General features: G+C 54.7%; 16 protein-coding genes. 1 reads left to right on the forward strand and 15 read right to left on the reverse strand.

Features of this window, described 5'->3' with window-relative positions; genetic code table 11:
* Positions 1-11: 11 nt before the first annotated feature.
* The 8 genes from DVH26_RS27895 to DVH26_RS27930 all read right to left on the reverse strand — a co-directional run bounded on the left by DVH26_RS27895 (position 12) and on the right by DVH26_RS27930 (position 13,320).
* Positions 12-1,334, reverse strand: a complete 1,323-nt coding sequence (locus tag DVH26_RS27895; protein ID WP_239627843.1) for an efflux RND transporter periplasmic adaptor subunit — start codon at positions 1,332-1,334, stop codon at positions 12-14.
* Between the two features lie 13 nt (positions 1,335-1,347).
* Entirely contained in the window at positions 1,348-2,004 is a 657-nt protein-coding gene (locus DVH26_RS27900; RefSeq protein ID WP_239627845.1) for an HlyD family secretion protein, read from the reverse strand.
* Positions 2,001-2,438: a MarR family winged helix-turn-helix transcriptional regulator gene (locus DVH26_RS27905; RefSeq protein WP_239627847.1), complete on the reverse strand. Its 438-nt coding sequence runs from the start codon at positions 2,436-2,438 to the stop codon at positions 2,001-2,003. The genes DVH26_RS27900 and DVH26_RS27905 overlap by 4 nt, the downstream gene beginning before the upstream one ends.
* Before the next feature lie 410 nt (positions 2,439-2,848).
* Positions 2,849-8,761: a WIAG-tail domain gene (locus DVH26_RS27910; protein WP_239627849.1), complete on the reverse strand. Its 5,913-nt coding sequence runs from the start codon at positions 8,759-8,761 to the stop codon at positions 2,849-2,851.
* A 231-nt stretch (positions 8,762-8,992) separates the two neighbouring features.
* Positions 8,993-10,483, reverse strand: coding sequence for a UDP-N-acetylmuramoyl-L-alanyl-D-glutamate--2,6-diaminopimelate ligase (locus DVH26_RS27915; protein WP_239627851.1), 1,491 nt, complete (start codon positions 10,481-10,483; stop codon positions 8,993-8,995).
* Positions 10,484-10,728: 245 nt separating this feature from the next.
* Positions 10,729-11,268, reverse strand: coding sequence for a chromate transporter (locus DVH26_RS27920; RefSeq protein ID WP_239627853.1), 540 nt, complete (start codon positions 11,266-11,268; stop codon positions 10,729-10,731).
* Between the two features lie 25 nt (positions 11,269-11,293).
* Entirely contained in the window at positions 11,294-11,953 is a 660-nt protein-coding gene (locus DVH26_RS27925; protein ID WP_239627856.1) for a chromate transporter, read from the reverse strand.
* Positions 11,954-12,135: 182 nt separating this feature from the next.
* The gene (locus DVH26_RS27930; protein WP_239627858.1) at positions 12,136-13,320 is read right to left on the reverse strand and encodes a glycosyltransferase family 4 protein; all 1,185 of its coding nucleotides are present in this window, start codon (positions 13,318-13,320) and stop codon (positions 12,136-12,138) included.
* Positions 13,321-13,565: 245 nt separating this feature from the next.
* On the opposite strand from DVH26_RS27930, the gene DVH26_RS27935 reads away from it, so the two are divergent.
* Complete coding sequence (locus tag DVH26_RS27935; protein ID WP_239627859.1) at positions 13,566-14,663, forward strand: YheC/YheD family endospore coat-associated protein; 1,098 nt, start codon at positions 13,566-13,568, stop codon at positions 14,661-14,663.
* Between the two features lie 52 nt (positions 14,664-14,715).
* Here DVH26_RS27935 and DVH26_RS27940 read toward each other — a convergent pair whose 3' ends face one another.
* From DVH26_RS27940 to uraD, 7 genes are all read right to left on the reverse strand, one after another.
* Positions 14,716-15,282: a DNA-3-methyladenine glycosylase I gene (locus tag DVH26_RS27940; protein WP_239627861.1), complete on the reverse strand. Its 567-nt coding sequence runs from the start codon at positions 15,280-15,282 to the stop codon at positions 14,716-14,718.
* Positions 15,283-15,399: 117 nt separating this feature from the next.
* Positions 15,400-16,656 carry a pyridoxal-phosphate-dependent aminotransferase family protein gene (locus tag DVH26_RS27945; RefSeq protein ID WP_239627863.1) on the reverse strand — a complete coding sequence of 419 codons (1,257 nt, stop codon included), beginning with the start codon at positions 16,654-16,656 and terminating at the stop codon, positions 15,400-15,402.
* Complete coding sequence (gene allC / locus DVH26_RS27950) at positions 16,653-17,951, reverse strand: allantoate deiminase (protein ID WP_239627866.1); 1,299 nt, start codon at positions 17,949-17,951, stop codon at positions 16,653-16,655. Before allC ends, DVH26_RS27945 begins: the two co-directional genes overlap by 4 nt.
* Positions 17,952-17,992: 41 nt before the next feature.
* Positions 17,993-19,423 (reverse strand): allantoinase, encoded by a 1,431-nt coding sequence (locus DVH26_RS27955; protein WP_239627868.1) that lies wholly within the window; start codon positions 19,421-19,423, stop codon positions 17,993-17,995.
* Between the two features lie 1,066 nt (positions 19,424-20,489).
* A complete protein-coding gene (gene uraH / locus DVH26_RS27960) occupies positions 20,490-20,867 on the reverse strand; it encodes a hydroxyisourate hydrolase (protein WP_239627870.1) in 378 nt (125 codons plus the stop codon).
* A 5-nt stretch (positions 20,868-20,872) separates the two neighbouring features.
* Entirely contained in the window at positions 20,873-21,853 is a 981-nt protein-coding gene (gene pucL / locus DVH26_RS27965; protein ID WP_239627873.1) for a factor-independent urate hydroxylase, read from the reverse strand.
* 1 nt (position 21,854) lies between these two features.
* The gene (gene uraD, locus DVH26_RS27970) at positions 21,855-22,370 is read right to left on the reverse strand and encodes a 2-oxo-4-hydroxy-4-carboxy-5-ureidoimidazoline decarboxylase (protein WP_239627875.1); all 516 of its coding nucleotides are present in this window, start codon (positions 22,368-22,370) and stop codon (positions 21,855-21,857) included.
* Positions 22,371-22,428 lie beyond the last annotated feature (58 nt).

Below are 22,428 nucleotides of genomic sequence, written 5' to 3' on the forward strand. Positions count from 1 at the left end.
AATAACGCCCCCTATTCCACTTTCACCTTATTGCCGTCCGCCAACTGCTCCGATGGATTAATTACGATTTGAACGTTATCTTTCAAGTTCGCATTGTCTTTGACATAAACCCAATCCGCATTTTTGTCCGTTGCCGAGACTTCTACAGCTTTGACGGCATCTCCCTGAATGACATAGACGAAGGTTTTATTATCCTTCTTGACCAGCGCCGATTTCGGCACCTCCAGCCCCGCCTGCTGCGGACTATCCTTCAGATGAACCTCAGCCAGCATCCCCGCAAGCAAAGCTCCGTCCGGATTGCTGACGCTGACTTTTACAGGGAAGGTCGTGCTGTTGGCATTGGAAACCGGGCTGACAAACTCGATTTTCCCTTGGAATGTCTTGTCGGGAAGATTGCTCACTTTGACATCCACCGGGGAGCCGGCTTTCATTTTGCCGATTTGCGTTTCCGGCACGCTTAATTCAACCTGAACAGGATCCATTTTGACAACCGTCAGCAGCACTACGCCCGGCTGTGCCATTTCCCCTGGCTGAACGCTGCGTTTGGACACTATGCCGTCGATCGGAGAAACGATAGACGCGTTGGCCAATGCATTGTTGGCCAGCTCCAGTCCGGCTGTCAGCCGGTCCACATCGGCCTGCAGAGCTTCGATCGTATTCCCCGTCGCTCCAATTTTAGCCAGCTCCAGCTTCGATTTCGCTGCAGTCACTTGCGCCGCCGCTCCTTGCTGCTGCGCCTGCACCTGATCGTAAGCCGCTTTGGCTTTCTCGTATTCGTACGTCCCTTTATCCATATCTTCTTTAGTAACGGTAGAAGTGCTGTCATACATATTTCTCAAACGGTTATACGATTTTTGCGCCAGATCGAAGCCGGATTTCGCCTGCTCCACACCCGCGTTCACTTGGTTCAACGCCGCTTCCGCACTTTGTACGGCGCTCTCCAAGCCTTGAATCTCCTGGCTGCGCGCTCCCGCCTGCGTATCGGCAAGCTTCGCTTTGGAGGCTATCAAGCCCGCTTCCGCCTGCTTCACCTGCGAGGTCAAGTCGTCGGTTTCCAGCTGCACTAGCACATCGCCTTTTTTGACTACGGCTCCTTCAACCACCTTGACGTCCGCTACTTTACCGCCGGCCTTGGCTACGATTTTATTCTCCTGATCGGGAATAATTTTGCCGCTGAAGCCCGCATCGCTGCTTTGACCGAGCTTGATCGCTTTAACAGAAAGCGCCGATGACGCACCGGCCGCATTGCTCCCGGCATCTCCGCATCCAGGCAAAGCTACGGCTATGGCTAAAGAAAGGATCGCCGGGATCCATGTCATCTGTTTTTTTCTCATGGTCGTATCTCCCTTACCCTTTCAAATGAATTTTAATAGTAGTACTCATGCCTGGTGCAATGGCGAGTCCTTGATTGTCTTCGATCGCAATTTTGATCGGGATGCGCTGCGTTACCTTGGTAAAGTTGCCGCTCGTATTGGTGGCAGGCAGCAGGGAAAAGGTCGACGCCGTCGCTTCACCGATTTCCGTTACTTTCCCGCTCAGCGTAGAGCCAGGGAACGTATCCACCGTGAAATCAACAACCTGACCGACCTTCACCCGGTTAATATCGACCTCTTCAATGTTGGCCGAAATGTACAATTTGTTCTTGTCTACGATCATGGCAATGGTCTGTCCGGGGGACACCACTTCGCCTGCGCGCGCCATCGTTTTGATTACCGTTCCGTTGATAGGCGCACGCAATGCCGCTTGATCGAGACTGCTAGTAGCCAAATTGGTATTGTCCTGCTGGCCTACGATTTGATCCGACAAGACGGTATCGCCTTCGGCAATCGCAAGTGAGGTAAGCTTGGCGGATATTCTCGGCATGACGCGGTAAATATCGCCAGTTATTCTAGAATCCTCCGTCTTGATAAAATAATGCGCTTGATACCAGTAGGAATACCCCCCGCCGATAGCGGCAACCAAAGCTACGGCCAGGATGGTATACAATACCTGTTTCCTCTTCATGGTTTCTCCTCAACCTTCTTCTCTAAATAATTGGTCAGCAGCTCTAATGAACGGATGATATTGTCCAGCTCCTCAGGACTTAAATCCGCCAATAAATTTTCGTAAAAGCTTTCCTGGAAAAAATGCAGTTTCTCTCTTTCCGCCTCGATTTTGCTTGTTCGCTTGATCCAAACAATGCGGCGGTCCGTTTCATCGCGAACCCGCTCAAGCCATCCGTCCCGTTCCAAGCGGTCGATGATGCCCGATACCGTACTGTAAGACAGCTGCGTGCACTCCGAAATTTGGCCGATAGTCTTACGTTCGAAATATACTTGCCCGATCGTCGCAATTTGCGGAGTCGTCAGACCGATCTCCTTTAAGTCTTTCCCCATCATTGTATTGAAAATTTTCGTCAATTTTCGTATAGAATTGCCAATTTGCAAAGCTCTGCTCATGGTAGTCAACCCCCTGAAATTATTTCGTAGGCGAAATATTTTACAAAAAATATACCACACCAGGGTTGGTTGAACAAGGTAAATACTAGGCAGAACCGGCTAATTGAGACATCCGGCTGCTGTCAAACATACGGCCTGTGAGGAGTTTTCCGGACATTCGTCCTGCTTTCGCCGTGCCGGGTTCTATATGTATGCAGCCTCCTTTCGGCAAAATTACTTTAAACCGCGAACTATTTCGCATAAGAAATATTTCTTTACGAAATAATAACATGATTGAATTATTTTGAAAAGAACTATTTTCACAACAATTATTACGGAAAAACGACACTTAATGGACACTTATTCATCGCGAAAAAGGTCGATACCTCAACAAAAAGAAGCCGCTCCGGAAGAGCGGCTTTCCCTTAAGACTATGCCTTGGCGCCTATAGCAATCCAGTTTACGACTCCTTGCAGCTCCGGTGTGCGCTGATTACGAATAACTTGTATGATGGCACCGTCTTTGAATTTTTCCCGAATCACCGGATAACAGGAGCGCTGACTCGCCGTAGCGACCATGACATAGTTTTCGTCTACGAATGGTTCGTCGAATTCCACGATCATTTCCACCATTTCCTCGTTCAAGCGAATTTGGAACAAGGAGAGCCCGAATTGCTGGGTCACATTTTGTTTCACGGTCTGAACCGGCTGGAACGACAGCTGACGAGGCGTTACCGAGCCGTCGGCAATATGCTCCGTCCGAACGGATTCCCGCTGAAGATGCTCGCTGCCGACGGATTCGGCTGTCAGTGAAGCAGCCTGCGGTTCAATCTTTTCCGGCTCTACAGCCTGAATATTTTGAAGCTCCGGTTCTGCATCCGGGGTTTCATGAATTTCCGGTACCTCGACTTGAGGTTCATGAAGCTCAAGCACCGCGGCTGGAGCTTCCGTGCTTTCCACCGCCGCAGGCAAGACATTGCTCTGTTGAACTGGTGTCAGCTGGGACGAAATGGCGGAGCTAATCTTCTCCATCAATCCCGTTTCTAAGTGAAGCAAGGAGATGCTTCCAGGCAGCAGATGGTAGCCGGATATCGATTCCTGCTTAATGTGAAGACCGTCGATGGAGTCGTTGCTCAAATGCTCCATCCTGACCGCGCCCGGCGCCAGCTTCGATCCTGTCACCGAGCCGTCCTGCAGCTTCGCGGTGCCGATCGCATCCGAGACGATATGCCGCCCCTCTATAGCCCCGCTGGCGATTTTCGTTGCCGTCACGGCCAGCTCCTGCAGCTTCGAAGTACCGATGGCCTCCAGCGCCAGATGTCGGCTCTCCACCGAACCGGCCGCCAGCTTCGCACCGTTTACCGCCGATTCCTGCAAGTGCCCGGTACCGATCGATTCTGCCGACACATGACGGCTTTCCACCGCAGCATCCGTAATATGACCGGCGTAGACAGAGCCTCCCGACAGCTTAACGCTAGTTACCGCGCCGTCCTGCAGGTGCCCGGTGCCGATCGATTCAGCCGACACATGACGGCTTTCCACTGCTGCATCCGTAATATGACCGGCATATACGGAGCCTCCCGACAGCTTAACGCTAGTTACCGCACCGTCCTGCAGGTGCCCGGTGCCGATTGTTTCTTCTGCCACGTGGCGGCTTTCCACTGCAGCATCTGTTATATGGCCGGCGTATACGGCGCCTTCCGACAGCTTCGCGTTCGTTACCGTTCCATCCTGCAGGTGTCCGGTACCGATCGATTCTTCTGCTACGTGACGGCTTTCCACTGCAGCATCTGTTATATGGCCGGCGTATACGGCGCCTTCCGACAGCTTCGCGTTCGTTACCGTTCCATCCTGCAGGTGTCCGGTACCGATCGATTCTTCCGCTATGTGGCGGCTTTCCACTGCAGCATCTGTAATATGGCCGGCGTATACGGCGCCTTCTGACAGCTTCGCGCTCGTTACCGTTCCATCCTTCAGGTGTCCGGTACCGATCGATTCTTCCGCTATGTGGCGGCTTTCCACTGCCGCATCTGTTATATGGCCGGCGTATACGGCGCCTTCCGACAGCTTCGCATTCGTTACCGTTCCATCCTTCAGGTGTCCGGTGCCGATCGATTCCTCTGCTACGTGGCGGCTTTCCACCGCGCCGTCTGTCACATGGTCGGCGTACACGGAGCCCGCCGAGAGCTTCGCGCTGGTCACCGTTCCATCCTTCAGGTGTCCGGTGCCGATCGATTCCTCTGCTATGTGGCGGCTTTCCACCGCGCCGTCTGTCACATGGTCGGCGTACACGGAGCCCGCCGACAGCTTAACGCTCGTCACCGCTCCATCCTTCAGGTGTCCGGTGCCGATCGATTCCTCTGCTACGTGGCGGCTTTCCACCGCGCCGTCCGTCACATGGTCGGCGTACACGGAGCCCGCCGACAGCTTCGCGCTGGTCACCGTTCCATTCTGCAGGTGTCCGGTGCCGATCGACCCCTCTGCTACGTGGCGGCTTTCCACTGCTACATCCGTAATATGTCCGGCGTACACAGAGCCTCCCGACAACTTAGTGCTCGTCACCGCTTCATCCTGAAGCTGCTCGGTGCTTACGGCGTTTGCCGTCAGATGCTCCGTCGCAACAGAGTCAGGCGCCAGCTTCGTTCTTGTTACCGAAGCATCCTGCAGATGCTCCTTCGCTACCGCATCGCTGCCGAGCTCACGGCTGCCTACGGCTCCGGCCGCAAGGTGCCGCGCTTCGATTGTATCCGCGGCCAGTTTTGCTCCCGTCACCGATGCGTCTACCAGCTTCTCTGTGGTTACCGCGCCGACGGACAGCTGTTCACTGCCTACCGCTCCGGCCGCGATATGCGCCGAGTCTACCGAGCCGTTCGCCAGCTTCGCTCCCGTCACCGACTGATCGCGCAGCTGCTCCGTTCCGATAACTCCGGAAACTAAATGCTCGGTATGCACGGAACCGTGAGCCAGCTTATCTCCGGTTACCGCTTCATCCTGCAGCTTTGCGGTGCCGACCGCCTCTGCCGCCAGATGACGGTTCTCAACGACGCCTAGAGCAAGATGCTCCCCGCTTACCGAATCCTGAGCCAGTTTGTCGCCGCTAACCGCCCGGTCCTTCAGCTGCCCTGTACCGACTGCATCTGCCTTCAGATGGGCCGTATCCACTGCGAATTTCGCCAGCTTCTCGCCGGTGACCGCTCCGTCCTGAAGCTCAGCCTTGCCGATAGCATCCGGAGCTACATGAGCGTGAGTGACTACATGCTCAGCCAATGCATGGCTGCCAACCGCTCCATCAGCAATGTGCGCCGATTGTACAGAGCCGTTCGACAGCTTGGCGGCCGTTACCGCTCCATCCTGCAATTGGTCCGTACCTACGGCCCCTGCCGTGATTTGCTTGCTGCTGACGGCCCCCTCGACCAGATGGATGCTGTCAATGACTCCGCGCGCCAGCTTCGCTCCCGTAACGGATTGCTCTTGCAGCTGAGCGGTGCCGACGGAACGAGCCGAGAGATGCTTCGTCAAGATGGAATCCCACGCCAGCTTCGAGCCTTTGATCGATTCATCCTGCAAATGAGCTGCAGTTATCGCTCCTTCTTCCAGCTGAACGCTGCCTACCGAGCCTTCCGCCAGATGCAGCGACTGCACCGATCCCTTCGCCAGCTTCGCGGCTGTTACCGAATCGTCCTGCAGATGCTCCGTGCCTACGGATTTTTCACCCAGCTGACCCGCACCGACCGACCGCTCTGCCAGATGCACCGACTTCACGGCGCCATTTGCCAGCTTCGCTCCCGTAACGGCTTGATCCTGCAGCTGCTTCATCCCGACAACCGTATCCGCCAGGTGCTCCGTCGTGACGGCTCCAGGCGCCAGCTTCGCTCCCGTAACGGCCTGCTCTTGCAGTTGGTTGGTGCCGACTGTGGCATCTGCAAGATGCCTTGCTTCCACAGCGCCAAGGGCGAGCTTCGATGCGGTGACCGACTTCTCTTGCAGCTGAGGCGTGCCGACCGTGCCGCTGGACAAATGAACGGCTTCCACCGATTTGTGAGCCAGCTTCGATGCGGTAATCGATTGATCCTTCAGCTGCTCCGTACCGACAATTCCGGCTGACAGGTGCGCCGCCTCTACCGCTCCGGCAGCGAGCTTCGATGCCGTAACGGAGTTCTCCTGCAGCTTGGTGCTGCCGACCGCACCGGGTGCGATATGCTGCTCCCCGACCGAATCCGGCGCCAGCTTCGATGCCGTTACCGATTGTTCCTGCAAATGATCCGCACCGATGGCGCTCTTGCTCAGCTGTTCGGAGCCGACGCTGCCCTTGCTCAAATGCGCGGTTTCGACCGAGCCCTGCGCGATCTTCGAGGCCGTTATCGACTGATCCTGGAGATGAACGTTACCCGTGGATCCCGGAGCCAGATGGGACGATTTGACGATCCCGGCGGCCAAATGCTCGCTCAGCACCGCCTGGTCGGCCAGCTTCTCCGACGTCACCGACCGGTCCGCCAGCTTCTCTCGAGTAACCGCCTCCGCCGCCAGATGGGGCGGCTTGATGGCCGCTTTGGCTACATGCGGCGACTGTACCGCTCCTACAGCCAGATGGTCTCCCTGAACCGCTTCCCGTCCGAGCTTTTCACTGGTAATGCTGGCATGAGCAATCTTGGCGGTTGTGATCGACAGGTTCGACAATTTATCGGTCGATACCGATTCGCTCGCGAGCTTGGAGGTCGTTACGCTTTGGTTCGCCAGCTGTGTGCTTAATACGGCACCTTCCTGAATGTGTTGATGCTGGATGGAACCGAAGGCAATCTTTTCACCCGTCACGGAGCGATCCTGAAGCTTGGAGGTAATGACCGATTCCTCCTGCAGATGCTCCTTGCCTACCGTATGCGGTCCGATATGGGAGGACTGAACCGCTTTTTCCGACAGGTGTCCTCCATTTACGGAGCCTGCAGCCAGATGGTCGGAGGTAATGGATTTTTTGGCTATTTTACCCGAGGTTATGGACATATCCGTCAGCTTGGCAGTAGTTACGGAGCCGTCTCCGAGCTGGAACGTGCCCACGCTTTGCTCCGCCAGCTTGCTTGAGGTTACCGCACCTTCCGTCAGATGACGGTTCTCCACGCTTCTCGCCTGCAAATGTTTGGCTTCCAGTGCCGAATCCTGAATATGCGATCCGGTAATCGAATGCTTCGCCAGCTTCTCGGACTGAATGGAGCCATCCTGCAGATGCTCTCCACCGACGGATTCCCAAGCCAGATGATCTGCGGTGATTTGACTGGCCGCGATATTGCGGCTGCGAATGATTTCCTCCGCCAAATGCTCATGCAATACGACATTGGACTTAATATGCTCCGAAGAAACGCTCCACGGAGCCAGCTTTTCTACCGTCACCGCATGATTGCTAAGCTTCTCCGAACCGATTTCTCCATCCGCTATTTTGATAGAGGTAATGGAGTGGTCTCTCAATTTCTCCGTCGTGACGGACAAATCGGCGAGCTTTGCCGTGTTGATTACATAGTTCGCCAGATTATTGGTCAGAATCGCACCGCTCTTGATTTTCTCGGATGTAATGGATTGATTCAAGATCAGCTCGCCCGTAATCGCTTCTTCAGCCAAATGCTTCGTATGGATGGATCCTTCGGCGATTTTCATCGCGTCGATCGTTTTGTCGGCCAGCTTCTCGGACGTAATGCTGTTGTCCTGCAGCTTGTCGCCGCTGATCGCCCTCTCCTGAATTTTTTCGCCGGAGATGGCGTGTGGAGCGATATGCTCTTCGGTAACCGAGCGAACGCCGAGCTTTTGCTGCGTTACGCTGCGATCCTCCAGCTTCGATGAACTCACAGCATAGTCAGCCAGCTGATCCCGTCCGATAGCTCCACGCTTGACTTGACTTCCGTTGATCGAGTTGCGTGCAATCTTTTCCTCTGTAACCGATTCGTTTGCAAGATCATCCGTATAAACAACCGGCGCTCCTGCCGCAGTTTGTTTGCGTTCCTGAACCATGGATTGCACCTTGCTAGATTTGGGGGGCACCAGCTTCAGATCCTTGGCCCGCTCCTTCAGCTCCGCTTTTTTGGGAGCCGGCTTGACTGCCTCCTTCTTGACTGGGACTTCCTCATCAACGATCACCATATCCCCGCTCGAGATATTGTCAAGCGAATCCTCCATCGATTCCGCTTGCAGCTCCTCCAGCACCAGGTGACTGATCGTAGCGTCAGTTACCTCTTCTTTACGGGGGCGGACCGGTTTATCGGACTGAACGTCATCAAGCCACTTTAACTCGTTAAAAGTGCCGCTTCGCTTGCCGCCGAGCGGAGTTATTTTGGCGACATTACGGCCGCTTCGCTTCTTCATCCTGCACTTCCTCCCGTGATGGTGGTTCACATGTTGTACCTTTTTACAATAGACTAAAGCCACCATAAAGTAGTCTTTTGTAACATATGCATTCACCCAGAAGGAAGTCATTGCCTAGAGCGAAAATAGGCGCTAACCCAATCAAATTTCAAATCAGGCGGGCCATTGTCACAGGATTCGGCACAACAGTCCAAGTGACAAGCGGTACACAGCGGCTGGCGCCGGCTGACGTCATTTTAATCTTCGGAGCGCTTCCAGAGCAGCTTCCCTATCGTCAAAATCAAAGCGTTGTCCCCTCACGAGCTGATAAGCTTCATGACCCTTACCTGCAATCACGACGACATCGTCTTCGCGCGCGATGCTTATGGCCCTATGAATAGCCTCCTTACGGTCGGCGATCATCTCATAATGTGCGGCTGGAAACTGCGATTGCTCCAGTCCCGTACATATATCCTTAATAATGGCATCCGGATGCTCATACCTCGGATTATCGGAGGTCAGGATGATGCGGTCGCTATACCGCGCAGCAATACTGCCCATCTGCGGCCGTTTGTCCCGATCTCTGTCGCCGCCGCAGCCGAATACGGTAATAACCTGCCCGCGGACAAACGCCGTGACCGCCTTCAAGGCTTCCTCGAGGCCGTCCGGCGTGTGCGCGTAATCTATAAGCACCGTAAAATTTTGCCCCGCCTCCAAGCGTTCCATCCTTCCCTTCACCGGCTTCATGGCACACAAGCTCCCGGCAATGACAGTGAGGGGAAGCTGCTCGATCAAAGCGACGGCAATAGCGGCGAGCGCATTGTATACATTGAACAGCCCTACCAGAGGGATGTGGACTTCCATTTCCTCTTCCCGGTAAACGACGGTAAAGTCCGAGCCTTCGTCGGTTAACCGGATATGCTTTGCCATCACATCGGCATTGTTGCCGATTCCGTAGGTTATCGGCTGTGCGGCCGTCAGTCCGGCGAAATAGCCGGATGCGGCATCATCCGCATTCAATACGGCGAACGTTTTGTCGGCTGAGGCGGCATTGCCTAAACGTGAGAACAACAATCCCTTGGCCTCCCGGTAAGCCTCCATCGTACCGTGATAATCCAAATGATCCTGCGTCAGGTTCGTGAATACAGCGGTACGAAACTGCGTGCCGATGACTCTTCCCATATGAAGCCCCTGCGAGGTGACCTCCATCACGCAGTAATCGGTCTGCTTGTCGGCCATGGCAAGCAAGTTGCGCTGCAAATCCGGTGGTTCCTGCGTATTGTTGGCGAACTGCTTCTCTTCTTCTCCGATTCTTGTGGCGATGTTCCCCATCAATCCCGTCCTAAAACCACGATGCTTTAAAATGTGCTCAATCAAATGGCTAGTCGTCGTTTTACCGTTCGTCCCCGTCACACCGATGACTTTTAAGCGGTTCGAAGGATAGCCGTAGTAGAGTGCCGCCATTGTGGCTAGAGCATATCTGGCGTCGTTCACGAACACCCTCGGCACTCTCGGATCCGCTTGCACTTCTCTTTCCACAACCAGTGCCGCCGCGCCCCGCTTCACCGCGTCCTCCGCATAATCATGGCGATCCTCCAAGATTCCGGCAATCCCGGGGATGCACACAAACAGCTCCCCCGGCTTAATAAGCCTCGAATCCATCTGGATGCCGGTTATCGCAATCTCGCCGTCTCCTTCGATCCGTGCGTGGTGCAATCGGGCAGCCAAATCCTTCAATAACATCGCATCGTCCTCCTCGCGGGTTCTGATTACCATCTTAATCCAATATGCAAATGGTTTGCCGAAAATGACGCGCTTGTTATCAAGATATCAGAATAACGTCTTGGCTTTTTAACAAAACAAAATAACCCCGCACAAAAGAGGAGCTTTGGCAATCAGATATTGAGCAGGAGCCCCGATTATGCAAAAAAAGCCGTCCGATTCTATCGAACGACTTGATTCCTATCTATCAGCATCAATGCTTTATTTCAATAAAAAAATGCGGTTCCCATCAGCGCGGAAACGGACAGCACGACGAGCGGGTGCAGACGATACTTGGCGATCCCTACGACCGCGAAGATAAAGATAATGACGACCGCAAGCGTATGGCCATTGAGGCCGAGCAAAGGCTGTCCGTTAATCCCGACCCGATACGCTGCAAAAATAACCATGGCGGCAACCATCGGCTTCAAGCCGTATAATACGGCCTGCATTATGCCGCCCTGACCTTTTTTATAAAGAAACATCGCAAGAGCTATAATAATAAGAAACGATGGCAAAATCATACCTAATATGGAAGCAATGGCACCTGTAATCCCCGCCGTCTTGAATCCTACCAGAACCGCGCTGTTCGTCGCAATCGGTCCAGGAGACATACCGGCTAACGAAACCGCGTCGGCGAAGCTGTCTGGTGTCATCCACTGGTTGCCGATCACTTCATGCTCGATGACGGACAGGATAGCATATCCGCCGCCGAACGATACAAGTCCAATTTTGAAAAAAGTCCAAAACAATGCCAATAAAATCAAGGACAACCCCTCCCCTCATGCTCTGTCATATGCCGTCCCCCCAAATATATTGACCCGGAGCAACGGCTGCCGGTATCGGTTTGTCGGTTGAATTCTGCTTCGCCGCAGCTGTCAATACGCTTCCCATCCGGCGCTTCCACTTGTATACGGCGACTCCTGCGGACGTTCCTATCAGCAGCAGAACCGCCGGATGCAGTCCTGAGAACAACAGCGCCGCCAACGACGCGATCAGCAATAGAAGCGTCATCTTGTCGGAAACCGCAGATTTCATCATCCGCCAGCCGGATACGGCAATGAAAGCAACGACTGCCGCATGGATACCTTCGAAAGCAGCCGTCACCTTCTTCGCATCCTGGACCGCCGTATATCCAATCGTTAATAGGAGCATAATAATAAAGGTAGGCAAAGAAATGCCTATTACGGCAGATATCGCCCCTTTCCAGCCTGCAAGCCGATAGCCGATCATGGTGGCTGCGTTCACGCCGATTCCACCCGGTGCCGAGCCGGCCAAGGATAAGGCGCCGCTCATTTCTTCCGAATCCATCCAGCCTCGCTGCTCTACAATTTCCTTCTCGATAACCGGTATCATCGCGTAGCCGCCACCGAACGTTATCGGACTGATCTTGCAAAAAGACCAAAATATTTCCCACAGCAAAGACGCTTTCCCGCCATCTCTCTTGTTCATGCTGCAGCATCCCCCTGTCCGCTCTTTTATGTACCCCCATTATAGCTTACTTATTATCTTTTTGGAATAAACTCTAGCATAAATCTTTTTTATTTCAATGTTAAAGAGTGCTTATGCACATAAAAAGGGCCAAACGGCCCCTTAGTATAGCGGAATACTATGAATTAAAATATCACTTTAATTCATTTTAGTTTTTTCTTGCTTTTACTTTTTTTAGGAGATTGCTCTAATAGCTTCAATAGACGATGGGCTGTCCAGTCCCACGTAAAATGCTCACGGACTCTTTTCAAGCTCTCCTGACCGAATCGCTGCGCCAGCCCCTCTTGCGTCAAAATATCGTGAATCCTTTGCGGCAGCTCCCTGTTTACGAACGACGAATCGATCAGAAAGCCCGTCATTTCATGCTCGATAATTTCCTTCATCCCTCCGGCGCGGGTAGCCACTACAGGGACACCTGACGCCATCGCTTCCACATTGACAAGACCGAATGCTTCCTTCTGATTGGAGGGCACTACAAGCACGTCGGCCAAGTGGAACCACCTTGAAATTTCCGTATGCGGAACGTAAGGGATAAACCGGACGTGCTGCGGCATTCGGGAACCCAGCTCCCATAAATACTTGACATAAGGTGTCGCCCGGTTCGAGCCGTACGTTGCGCTTCCCACAACGAGCAGCACCGCCTCCGGAATGCGCTCCACAATTTGCGGCATCGCGAGCAGCAAGTTATGCACACCCTTGATTTTAATCAGCCTGCCGACATACAGGATAATTTTTTTGCCGGCCAGACCCATTTGGTGAAGCGTCATTTGCCGTTGATGCTCGCTTTCCTCCGTCCAGCGTGATGTAAAGCCTTCCGTATCGACCCCCAGATGGTTCACGACCATTTTGTGCATCATGCGGGGAGCTTTACGAATCATTTCCTCTCTCAAAAAGTGGCTGTTCACGATGATGCGATCAGCGGCGGCAAGACACGACCGAAGCTCGGAAGCCCGAATATGCGGCCTGGATACGAAGGTAAGCGAATGCAAAACAAGCCACAAGCTTGCCTTGGGATGCCTGCGGCGCAAGTAACGGATGAACCGGGGACGATTTTCCACCTGAATGACTTGGGGCCGGTAAGCGGCAAGCTTGCGGCTAACCCGTTTCATATAAGAACGCGGAGTCACTGCCCGTACCCTCACATACCGGACACCATCCAAATCCTCCACGGAAGGCCGGTCCTTTTCCTTTTTGCCGAACACGACAGGAGTTGCATCACGAGCCAATCGCTTGGCCACCTGTTCTATTACTAGCTCGACCGAGCTGCTGGTAGCCGAAGGAACGGCGTAGGAACCTGGCGACACAATGGCAATTACAGGTCGTTTCATAAGGGCGCCCCCTCTGCGAGATGATTCCTTTATGCATGCAGTGTATTCACTTGTCTGCACACAGGGAACGTCCAACAGACAACTTCTCCCGCCCCTTTCCAGGCAACCTTATGTTCTAATACGGACAGGCGTCACAAGGATCAATCAATGCCCACCACACCTGTCCATACGCTATGGACAATACTCACATATGATGTGCTTAGAAATGCTAACCGTGTCCAGCTTTGTAGGAAGGAGTGAAAATCGTGCAGCATTCATATGTGGGCATCCTCGTAAACGACAAATTGTATAACAGCATTCCTGTGGGGGATACGAAGTATGAAGCCATTGATTTTTACGTGGAGGCAGGCAGGAGATATGGAGTGACTCCGTGTTTCTTTCGCATCCATGACGTTCGTTCTGCAAATCCATGGATCAAGGCATACGTCAAGCAAGATGACCGCTTTGTTCTAACTCGCGTCCCGCTGCCAGTCGTCATCCATAACCGGGCCCTCTATCACGGCCGCAAAAAGTTTAGGGAGCTTGGCTCATGGGCCGACGGCGGCACACTGTTCTTCAATCAATGGAACCGGTACAGCAAGCTGCAGACCCAGCATATTCTCTTGAACGAAACATCCTTGAAGCCTCACTTGCCCGAAACGTTCACAGCGACCTCACGGCATATCGACATGATGATGAAGCAGTATGACAAGCTTATTATTAAACCGGACCAAAGCGGTGTAGGACGGGGAATCATGCTGCTCGAGCGAAACGGAGACAACTGGAAGCTGACGTATCCGGCAAGCTTGAGCGTACACAATCGACGCTGGAAGCAGATGGAGTTTAAAGGAAACCGGATCCCTTCCTTATTAACGCGATGGCTGCGCAAAAAGAAATTCATCGTTCAGCAAAGGCTTCCTCTTGCCACTTTCCAGGGGAGACCGTTCGATATGAGAGTGTCCGTCCAGCGCGACGGATCGGGAGAATGGCAGGTGACCGGGCTCGTCGCCAAGGTGGCGCCGCACAATCGTTTTTTGACCAATGTGGCGCAAGGAGGCTCTTTACAGCAGCTTCAGGACATATTAGCCCAAGAATATCCGCAGCTGCAGCAGCAGGACGTCTTTCAAGCGATACACGAATTCTCGCTCAAAATCGCCCGGATCTTGGGATCCAGCCTGCCGCACATGGCGGATCTCGGCCTCGATATTGGCATTACGAAGGACGGCGTTCCGCTATTCATCGAATGCAACGGCAAAGACCAGCGGTATGCCTTCCGCGAGGCAGGGATGACGGAGGAATGGAAAGCTTCTTACTACAACCCGATCGCTTACTCCAAATATTTGTTGGACCAGCGGAAGCAATAAAGAGCGGCTCGTATCGGGCCGCCCTTTTGTTTTTCAACGACAACATCAGGAGCTAATGGTCTCCGTTGTAACGGAAGCAGCTCACCGTATGATCGTTCACCATCCCCGTAGCTTGCATGAAAGCATAGCAGATCGTCGTACCGACGAATTTGAAGCCGCGCTTGCGTAAATCCTTGCTCATCGCATCGGATTGCGGCGTGCTGGCAGGGACATCCTTCAGCGACTCCCGATGATGTACGAGCGGAGCCCCTCCGACAAATTGCCATATGTAAGCATCAAAGCTGCCAAATTCCTTTTGCACGCTCAAAAAAGCTTTCGCATTCGTAATCGCCGACTGCACCTTCAGACGATTGCGGATAATCCTCTCGTTCGACAGCAGCTCCGCTACCTTGGCGTCATCGTACGCGGCCACCTTTTCCGGGTCGAAGCGATCGAACGCCTCACGGTACGCTTCACGCTTTTTCAGCACCGTATACCAGCTCAAGCCCGCTTGCGCCCCTTCGAGGATCAGCATCTCGAACAGCTTTTGGTCATCGTGAACCGGGACGCCCCACTCCTCGTCATGATATTGTTGGTACAACGGATCTTCATTGACCCAGCCGCATCTGGATTTTTCCATGATTATTCCCCTCTTTCTGTGAGACGTCACATCATCCCACCTATTGTAACACAGGGATAGGACAAGTTCTGTCACATACATATACAAGGAGAATTATCGAACATTTGTTCTCATTTGTCAATAACGGGGACTACCGCTCACGACAGCTTCATCATAAATGTCCAGGGCCGCTTGCACGGCTTTGCCGGTATGGACGTTTACTTGATGACGAAGCAGCACCGCCTCGAGAGCTCCAAGCAGATGAAGCACATTTCTCTTGCTGCAGCTGAACCCCATCGTTCCGATTCTCCATATTTTCCCTTTCAGTGGCCCGAAGGAGCTGGCTATTTCGATTCCGAACTGCTCCAGCAGCATCATCCGCACCGAATCCCCATCCACTCCGGCAGGAATCCGGATGCAAGTAACAACGGTCATTTTGCAATCCGGTGAACCGTACAGCTGCAGCCCCATAGCCTGAAGTCCTCCGACCAAGGCTTGCTCATGGAGCTTATGGCGGGCAAAACGCGCCTCCAGCCCCTCCTCCAGCACGAGCCGTACCCCTTCGCGCAGTGCATACAGCATCGAAGTCGCCTCTGTATGATGATTCAGTCTGGCAGGGCTCCAATAGTCCTGCAGCATGCTCAAGTCAAAATAGTTGCTGCGGATGGTTTGTGCCGGCATCCCATCAAGGGCGGCGCTTTTATCGCTTAGCCCGCGCTCGATTTTTTTCCTGCGCAGCACTTTGGCCTCGATCCTGTCGTTATAGGTGATGGGCGACATGCCTGCGGGGATGGACAAACATTTCTGCGTGCCTCCGATAACCGCATCCAGCATCCATTCATCCGTCTTCACTTCTACACCGCCGATGGTGGCGACCGCGTCGACGATCAACAAGCTGCCCTGCTCCCGGCAGGCGCGACCGATGTCCGCAAGAGGCTGGATGCGTCCGGTAGAGGTTTCTCCGTGGACGATAGCCACGATGTCAGGCTTTTCGCGCTGCATTGCATCTATGACTTCTTCAGACTCGAACACGTATCCCCATTCCTTCTCGATAGCGACGACCCGGGCTCCGCAGCGCTCTGCGATTTCCCACAAAAGATAGCCGAACCGCCCGTACACCGGTATGAGCACCTTGTCTCCCGGCTCGATAACGCTTGTCATGACCGCTTCGATCCCGCTTCGGGAGGTACCGTCGATAGGATAAGCCCACCGGTTGTTCGTTTGGAACAGGCTTCGCAGCATTTCCATCGTTTCGTTCATCAGTCCGGTAAACTCCGGATCGAACTGCCCGAGAATCGGGAACGACATGGCGCGAAGCACGCGTGGATCTACCTCTACCGGCCCCGGTGTCATTATGGTTCGAAGAGATGGGGCTAAATCGTTGTACCGCTTCATACGACCCCTCCTTTATACGCTTCTGCATAACCCAGCTGATACAGCATCCTGCCGAGCACATATACCCCTCTGCCCAAGTCATCGGGCGAAGTGTACTCCAATGGCGAATGACTGATCCCGCCCCGGCTCGGAACGAAAACCATAGCGGTGGGGCACATGCGCTGGAATACCTGGGCGTCGTGGCCCGCCCCGCTGACCATTCGCTTATAGGATAAACGATGCTCACGGCATATCGTTTCCGTCAAATCCGTCAACGCCGGATGCATCGGCGCCGGCTTCACATCCATCCATAGCGAATGAGCCATCGCCACCCCGTTGTAATCGGCTATCGCCTTGAATTCGCTTATCATTCGGGAGCAAAAATCACCCAGCACATTCTCATCATCATGCCTCACATCTACAGTAAACGCCGCTTTCCCCGGGATGACATTGGGTACGTTCGGCTCCAGCTCAAGCCGGCCCACCGTTGCAACAAGGGGAGCTCCATGAAGCGTCGCCGATTGGCGAACGGCGCTTATCATCTCTGCCGCTGCTGCAAGCGCGTCTTTCCGCATTCGCATAGGCGTCGTACCGGCATGGTTTGCTTCCCCGGTTATCTGGATGGCAAATCGTTTTTGGCCGACGATGGCTTCCACTATACCAATGGATGTGCTCTCGCGCTCCAGCACGATCCCCTGCTCGATATGAAGCTCGACAAACAGCGCAATATCGCTGCGCCTGCAGTCCTTTTGCTCCGGGTTCCCGAAGCCGGCCGACTTCATTGCCTGCCGGAACTCTATGCCGGTGCTGTCTCTCATGCCCTCAATATGCCCTTCGTCATACAGCCCCGCTATGCTCCCCGATCCCCAGTAGGTCATCGGAAAACGGCTGCCCTCTTCTTCAGCCAGCGCTATAACCTCTATGCTGCGCCGTGGTTTGCCGAACCGTCGCTGCAAATGTTCCACGGCTAGGAGAGCAGCTATAATGCCGTAGGCACCGTCATAGCGGCCGCCGGAGGCGACCGTATCGATATGCGAGCCCGTCAGAATGGCAGGCGCATCACAATCCTCGCCTTCCAGCCTGCCGAACAGGTTGCCCGCACGATCGAAGCTGACAGCGAAGCCGGCCCGCTTCATTCGCTCAGCCAAAGCGAGCTGGGCTTGGGCCCAGCTGTCGGAATACAGCAGCCGGGTAACACCTCCTTGCGGATCGGCGCCATAGCCAGACAGCCAATTCAGCAGCTGCTCGGCCTCCCGGCCGAAGCTGGCGGCTAGCTCCGCTTCTCCTTCACCCGGCAGCTCGCTCCATGTTTCCATATGTGTATGCCTCCCTGCATTTTGTCATGTCCGGCTGCATATCAACAATCTGCAGCGATTGCCCCTTCGGCCGTAGCCGTCTTACGTACTGCAGCAGGCTTAATCCACTGTCCGTGCCCTTTCGGACCCAGTCCTTCCTCAAGCGAATATACACGTTCCCCGCGACTGAATGTCGTGACGACCCGGCAGTCGAACGTTCTGCCCACGTAGGGACTCTGTTGATGCCGCGAGTACAGATGCGCCGCTTCGAGCGTATAGCTCTCATCCATCTTAACGATCGCGAGATCGGCATCAGCCCCGATGGCGATCTCGCCCTTGCGCGGATGCAATCCGAACCTTCGCGCAGGCTGATAAGACAGCATTCGCGCCAAGACCGGCAGCTCTATACCGCGCTTCAAGTGCCCTTCGTGGAGCATCAGCTCGAGCGTGCTTTGCGCTCCGCTAATGCCTCCCCATGCGCTGAAAAAGCAGCCGTCGCCAGCTGCCTTCAGCTCCGGAGGGCAAGGCGAATGATCCGATGCGATGATGTCGATCCTTCCTGCACGCAGCGCCGCCCAAAGGCGCTCCTGCTCGTCGGCGCTGCGCAGCGGAGGCGCGCATTTGGACACCGGGCCGAGCGACTCCATGTCTTCCTCGGTCAGGGCCAAATAATGCGGGCACGTCTCCGCCGTAACGTTCAGCCCGACCTGCTTCGCACGGTCGATCAGCTCAATGGCCGCCTCGCTGCTTATATGCACAAAGTGCAGCGAGCAGCCTGTGTGACGGGCATACAACAATGCCCGATTGACCGCCTCCAGCTCCGCAATAATCGGGCGGGTTGCCGCATAATCGCGGGCGGTGCGCCTGCCTTCGCGCATGGCTTTGGCCGCGAGCGTCGAGGTAAGAGAGTCGCTCTCTGCATGGAGCGCCAAAATCCCGTTCATGGCGGCGATCCGCTTCATGCCTTCATATAACGCGAGGTCGTCAACCTCGCGGAATATATCGTCCCCTTGGCCGCCGGGGTCCGAGAGAAACGCCTTGAAGCCGATAGCTCCCATAGCGGTGAGCGGCTCCAACTGGTCCCGGTTCCCGGGCACGAGTCCTCCCCAGATCGCGTAGTCCACATAAGATTGCCCCCGCGCAGCCTCCAGCTTCTGCTCAAAAGCCGCAGCCGTCACCGTAGGCGGCCTGCCGTTGAGCGGCATATCCACATACGTAGTCGTCCCTCCTGCGGCTAGCGCCGCCGATCCTGAAGCGAAGCCCTCCCAGCTTCCGAGGCCCGGTTCATTGAAATGAACATGAACATCCACCACTCCCGGAAACACATAGCAGCCAGAGGCATCGACGGTTTTCATCGATACCTCCCCACAGGCCTCCAGACGTTCGCCGAGTCCGGCGATACGCCCGTCGCGAATGCCGATATCCAATTGGCGAGCCTCATCGCGCAGCACGACCATTCCGTTTCGAATTACGGTATCGAACGTTTCCGGCATATCGGAAGCCCCCTCCGAAAAAATTGATTATTTATGCGTTACAGAGTGCGCTCGACCGGTTTCCCTGCACGTAACGCGGTTTTTCCGCGTTACAGCACCACTCTCGCGACCGTCACCACTTATCGGCAATCCGTAACACGGTTTTTCCGTGTTACAGATCACGCTCGCACAATTTCCCTGATCGTAACGCGGATTTTCCGCGTTACAGCTTGCTTCTCGCGACCGTCACCGCTTATCGGCGATCCGTAACACGGTTTTTCCGTGTTACAGAGTGCGCTCGCTCATTTTCCCTGCCCGTAAAGCGGTTTTTCCGCGTTACAGCTCCCTTCTCGCGACCGTGTCCGCTTATCGAAGAGCTGTAACGCGGATTCTCCGTGTTACAGAGTGCGCTCAACCGGTTTCCCTGCACGTAACGCGAATTTTCCGCGTTACAGCTTCCTTCTCACGACCGTCACCGCTTATCGACGATCCGTAACACGGTTTTTCCGTGTTACAGAGTGCGCTCAACCGGTTTCCCTGCACGTAACGCGAATTTTCCGTGTTACAGAGTGCGCTCAACCGGTTTCCCTGCACGTAACGCGAATTTTCCGTGTTACAGAGTGCGCTCAACCGGTTTCCCTGCACGTAACGCGAATTTCCGCGTTACAGCTTCCTTCTCGCGATCGTCACCGCTTATCGACGATCCGTAACGCGGTTTTTCCGTGTTACAGAGATCACTCGCACATTTTCCCTGCACATAACGCGGATTTCCCGCGTTACAGCACCACTCTCGCGACCGTCACCGCTTATCGGCGATCTGTAACACGGTTTTTCCGTGTTACAGAGTGCGCTCAACCGATTTCCCTGCACGTAACGCGGTTTTTCCGCGTTACAGCACCACTCTCGCGACCGTCACCGCTTATCGACGATCCGTAACACGGTTTTTCCGTGTTACAGAGTGCGCTCGCACATTCCCCCTGCACGTAACGCGGTTTTTCCGCGTTACAGCACCACTCTCGCGACCGTCACCGCTTATCGACGATCCGTAACACGGTTTTTCCGTGTTACAGAGTGCGCCCGACTAGCTTCAACTCCCCCGGTAGGTGCTGTACCCCCCGGGTGATACCAGCAGCGGAACATGGTAGCTTCTGCCCTCATCGCCGACACAGAAGCGGATAGGCACCCGATTCAGGAACGGCACCCCGCCGCCGGCCATTCTCGCCCCGGCTTCTCCCGCCGTACCCTGGAAGTAATCCGCAACGAAGAACACAAGCTCGTATTCGCCTGCCTTCAGGTCGGCACCCTCCAGCAGCGGACGCCCCGTCCGGCCGTCCGAATTGGTTACGCTGCAGCCGAGTAGCGTTCTTGCCTCCGCTTCGCCGATTCGGTACAGCGCCACTTCGATTCCGGCCGCCGGCCGGCCGCACGACAAGTCCAGCACGTGCGTCGATATTTTACCCGCCATAAGCATCAGCCCTCGCTTTGCACCAGTGTCTTATCACCGCTGCGAGCCGCCGCCAAGTCCTCCTGCGTCATCGAAAACCCTTGGAAGCCGTAAGGAGGCCGCGGTTCCGTATACACTCTTCCTTCCGAGCCCGGGACGTGCTCGACGACCGTTTCCCACGTCCGGTTGTTCGATTCGAACTGGACCTCAGCAAGTTGCGGGAAGCGCTCCAAAATCCGCAAGCCGATATAATAGATCAGATTTTGAATCGACGGGCTGTTTTTCTCATGAAACATGGTGTGGGCAATATCCCTGATTTGCTCGGCGGGCACATATTTTCCCGAATCCGTGGACAACGAATCTTCTACATCGGCATATTTCCAGTGAATGTCGAGATAGATGAACAACGGACGGTCATAAGTTTCCGGAAGTGTCGTATATTCATCCCGGACAAAGTTCGCAAAGCCGCTGCCCTTCACTTTGATCAGCTGCAGATCCGCCAGACCGCAGCGGTGACTTACTATATCCGCTTCTCCGTCCTCGGAGCGGACGATTTCGAGCGTAGCCGTCGGGTGGTCGTTGTGCGAATAGCGGTACACGAGTCCGCTATCCGTCAAACCGCCCGCACCAGGCACCTGCAAGCCCAGGAATGGAATCCGGTCTCCGGTCAGTATGATCCCGGTCATCTGCGGATACGTCTCAAGAAACCGCCGGCTGACGAATTCCAGGAACCCTTCCGTCGTATCGCCGTCAAATTCCGCCGCATGGCGAAGGATAAAATTTTTCATCGAGTCGGTCGCCACGACCTTCGTATTGTCGCCTTCGGTAAAGGAAGCCAAGAACTGCTCCCCCTGCACTGCAATCTTAATGTTGTGGGCAAAAATCACATTATCGTCACCGGTAAAGGCCGACTCCGGTATTTTCGCAATCCCCTTCATCGGTTCCCCGAATGTTCTGTAGACCAGCACATCACCTTTGCCGTAATACATTACTCGCTCTTTGCTCATCTTATTCCCCCGCCTCTCCCGACTTTATAATATCTTCCAAGCGCAAACGCGCGATTTTGGCCACTTCCGACAATGCCCTCCCGAATTCATCCGTCTTTTCATGCGTCACCCGCTCACGGATCGCCGACAATATCTCCTCCTTGCCAAGCCCTCTGACCGCAACGATAAAAGGAAACCCGAAGCGGGTAACATACGCCTCGTTCAATGCGGTCATTTCGTCGAATTCCTCCGGCGACAGCCGGTCCAGCCCTGCTCCCCGCTGCTCCTTTTGCGAAGCGTCGGTCAGCTTCATTCGTCCCGCTAAATCCGGATGCGCTCGGAGAAGCGACAGCCTTTCCCCTTCCGAAGCCTCCTCAACCTGACGCACCATCAGCAGGTGCAGATGACTGAGCGAGCGGAAAGGTTTGGCCCCGTAAGCCCGCTCGGCCACCCATGGTGAATGCTCGAACACCCATCCGATGGATTCGACGAACTGCTGCTTGCTCATTTCGCTGAGTTGATGGACCGTAAACTTCATGCCGCGTATCCGCCTCCTTTTTTGAGTCCCAATCCCAAGCCGTACCGATTTTGCCCCT

This window comes from Paenibacillus sp. H1-7 (assembly GCF_022354825.1).
Lineage (GTDB): Bacteria > Bacillota > Bacilli > Paenibacillales > NBRC-103111 > Paenibacillus_S.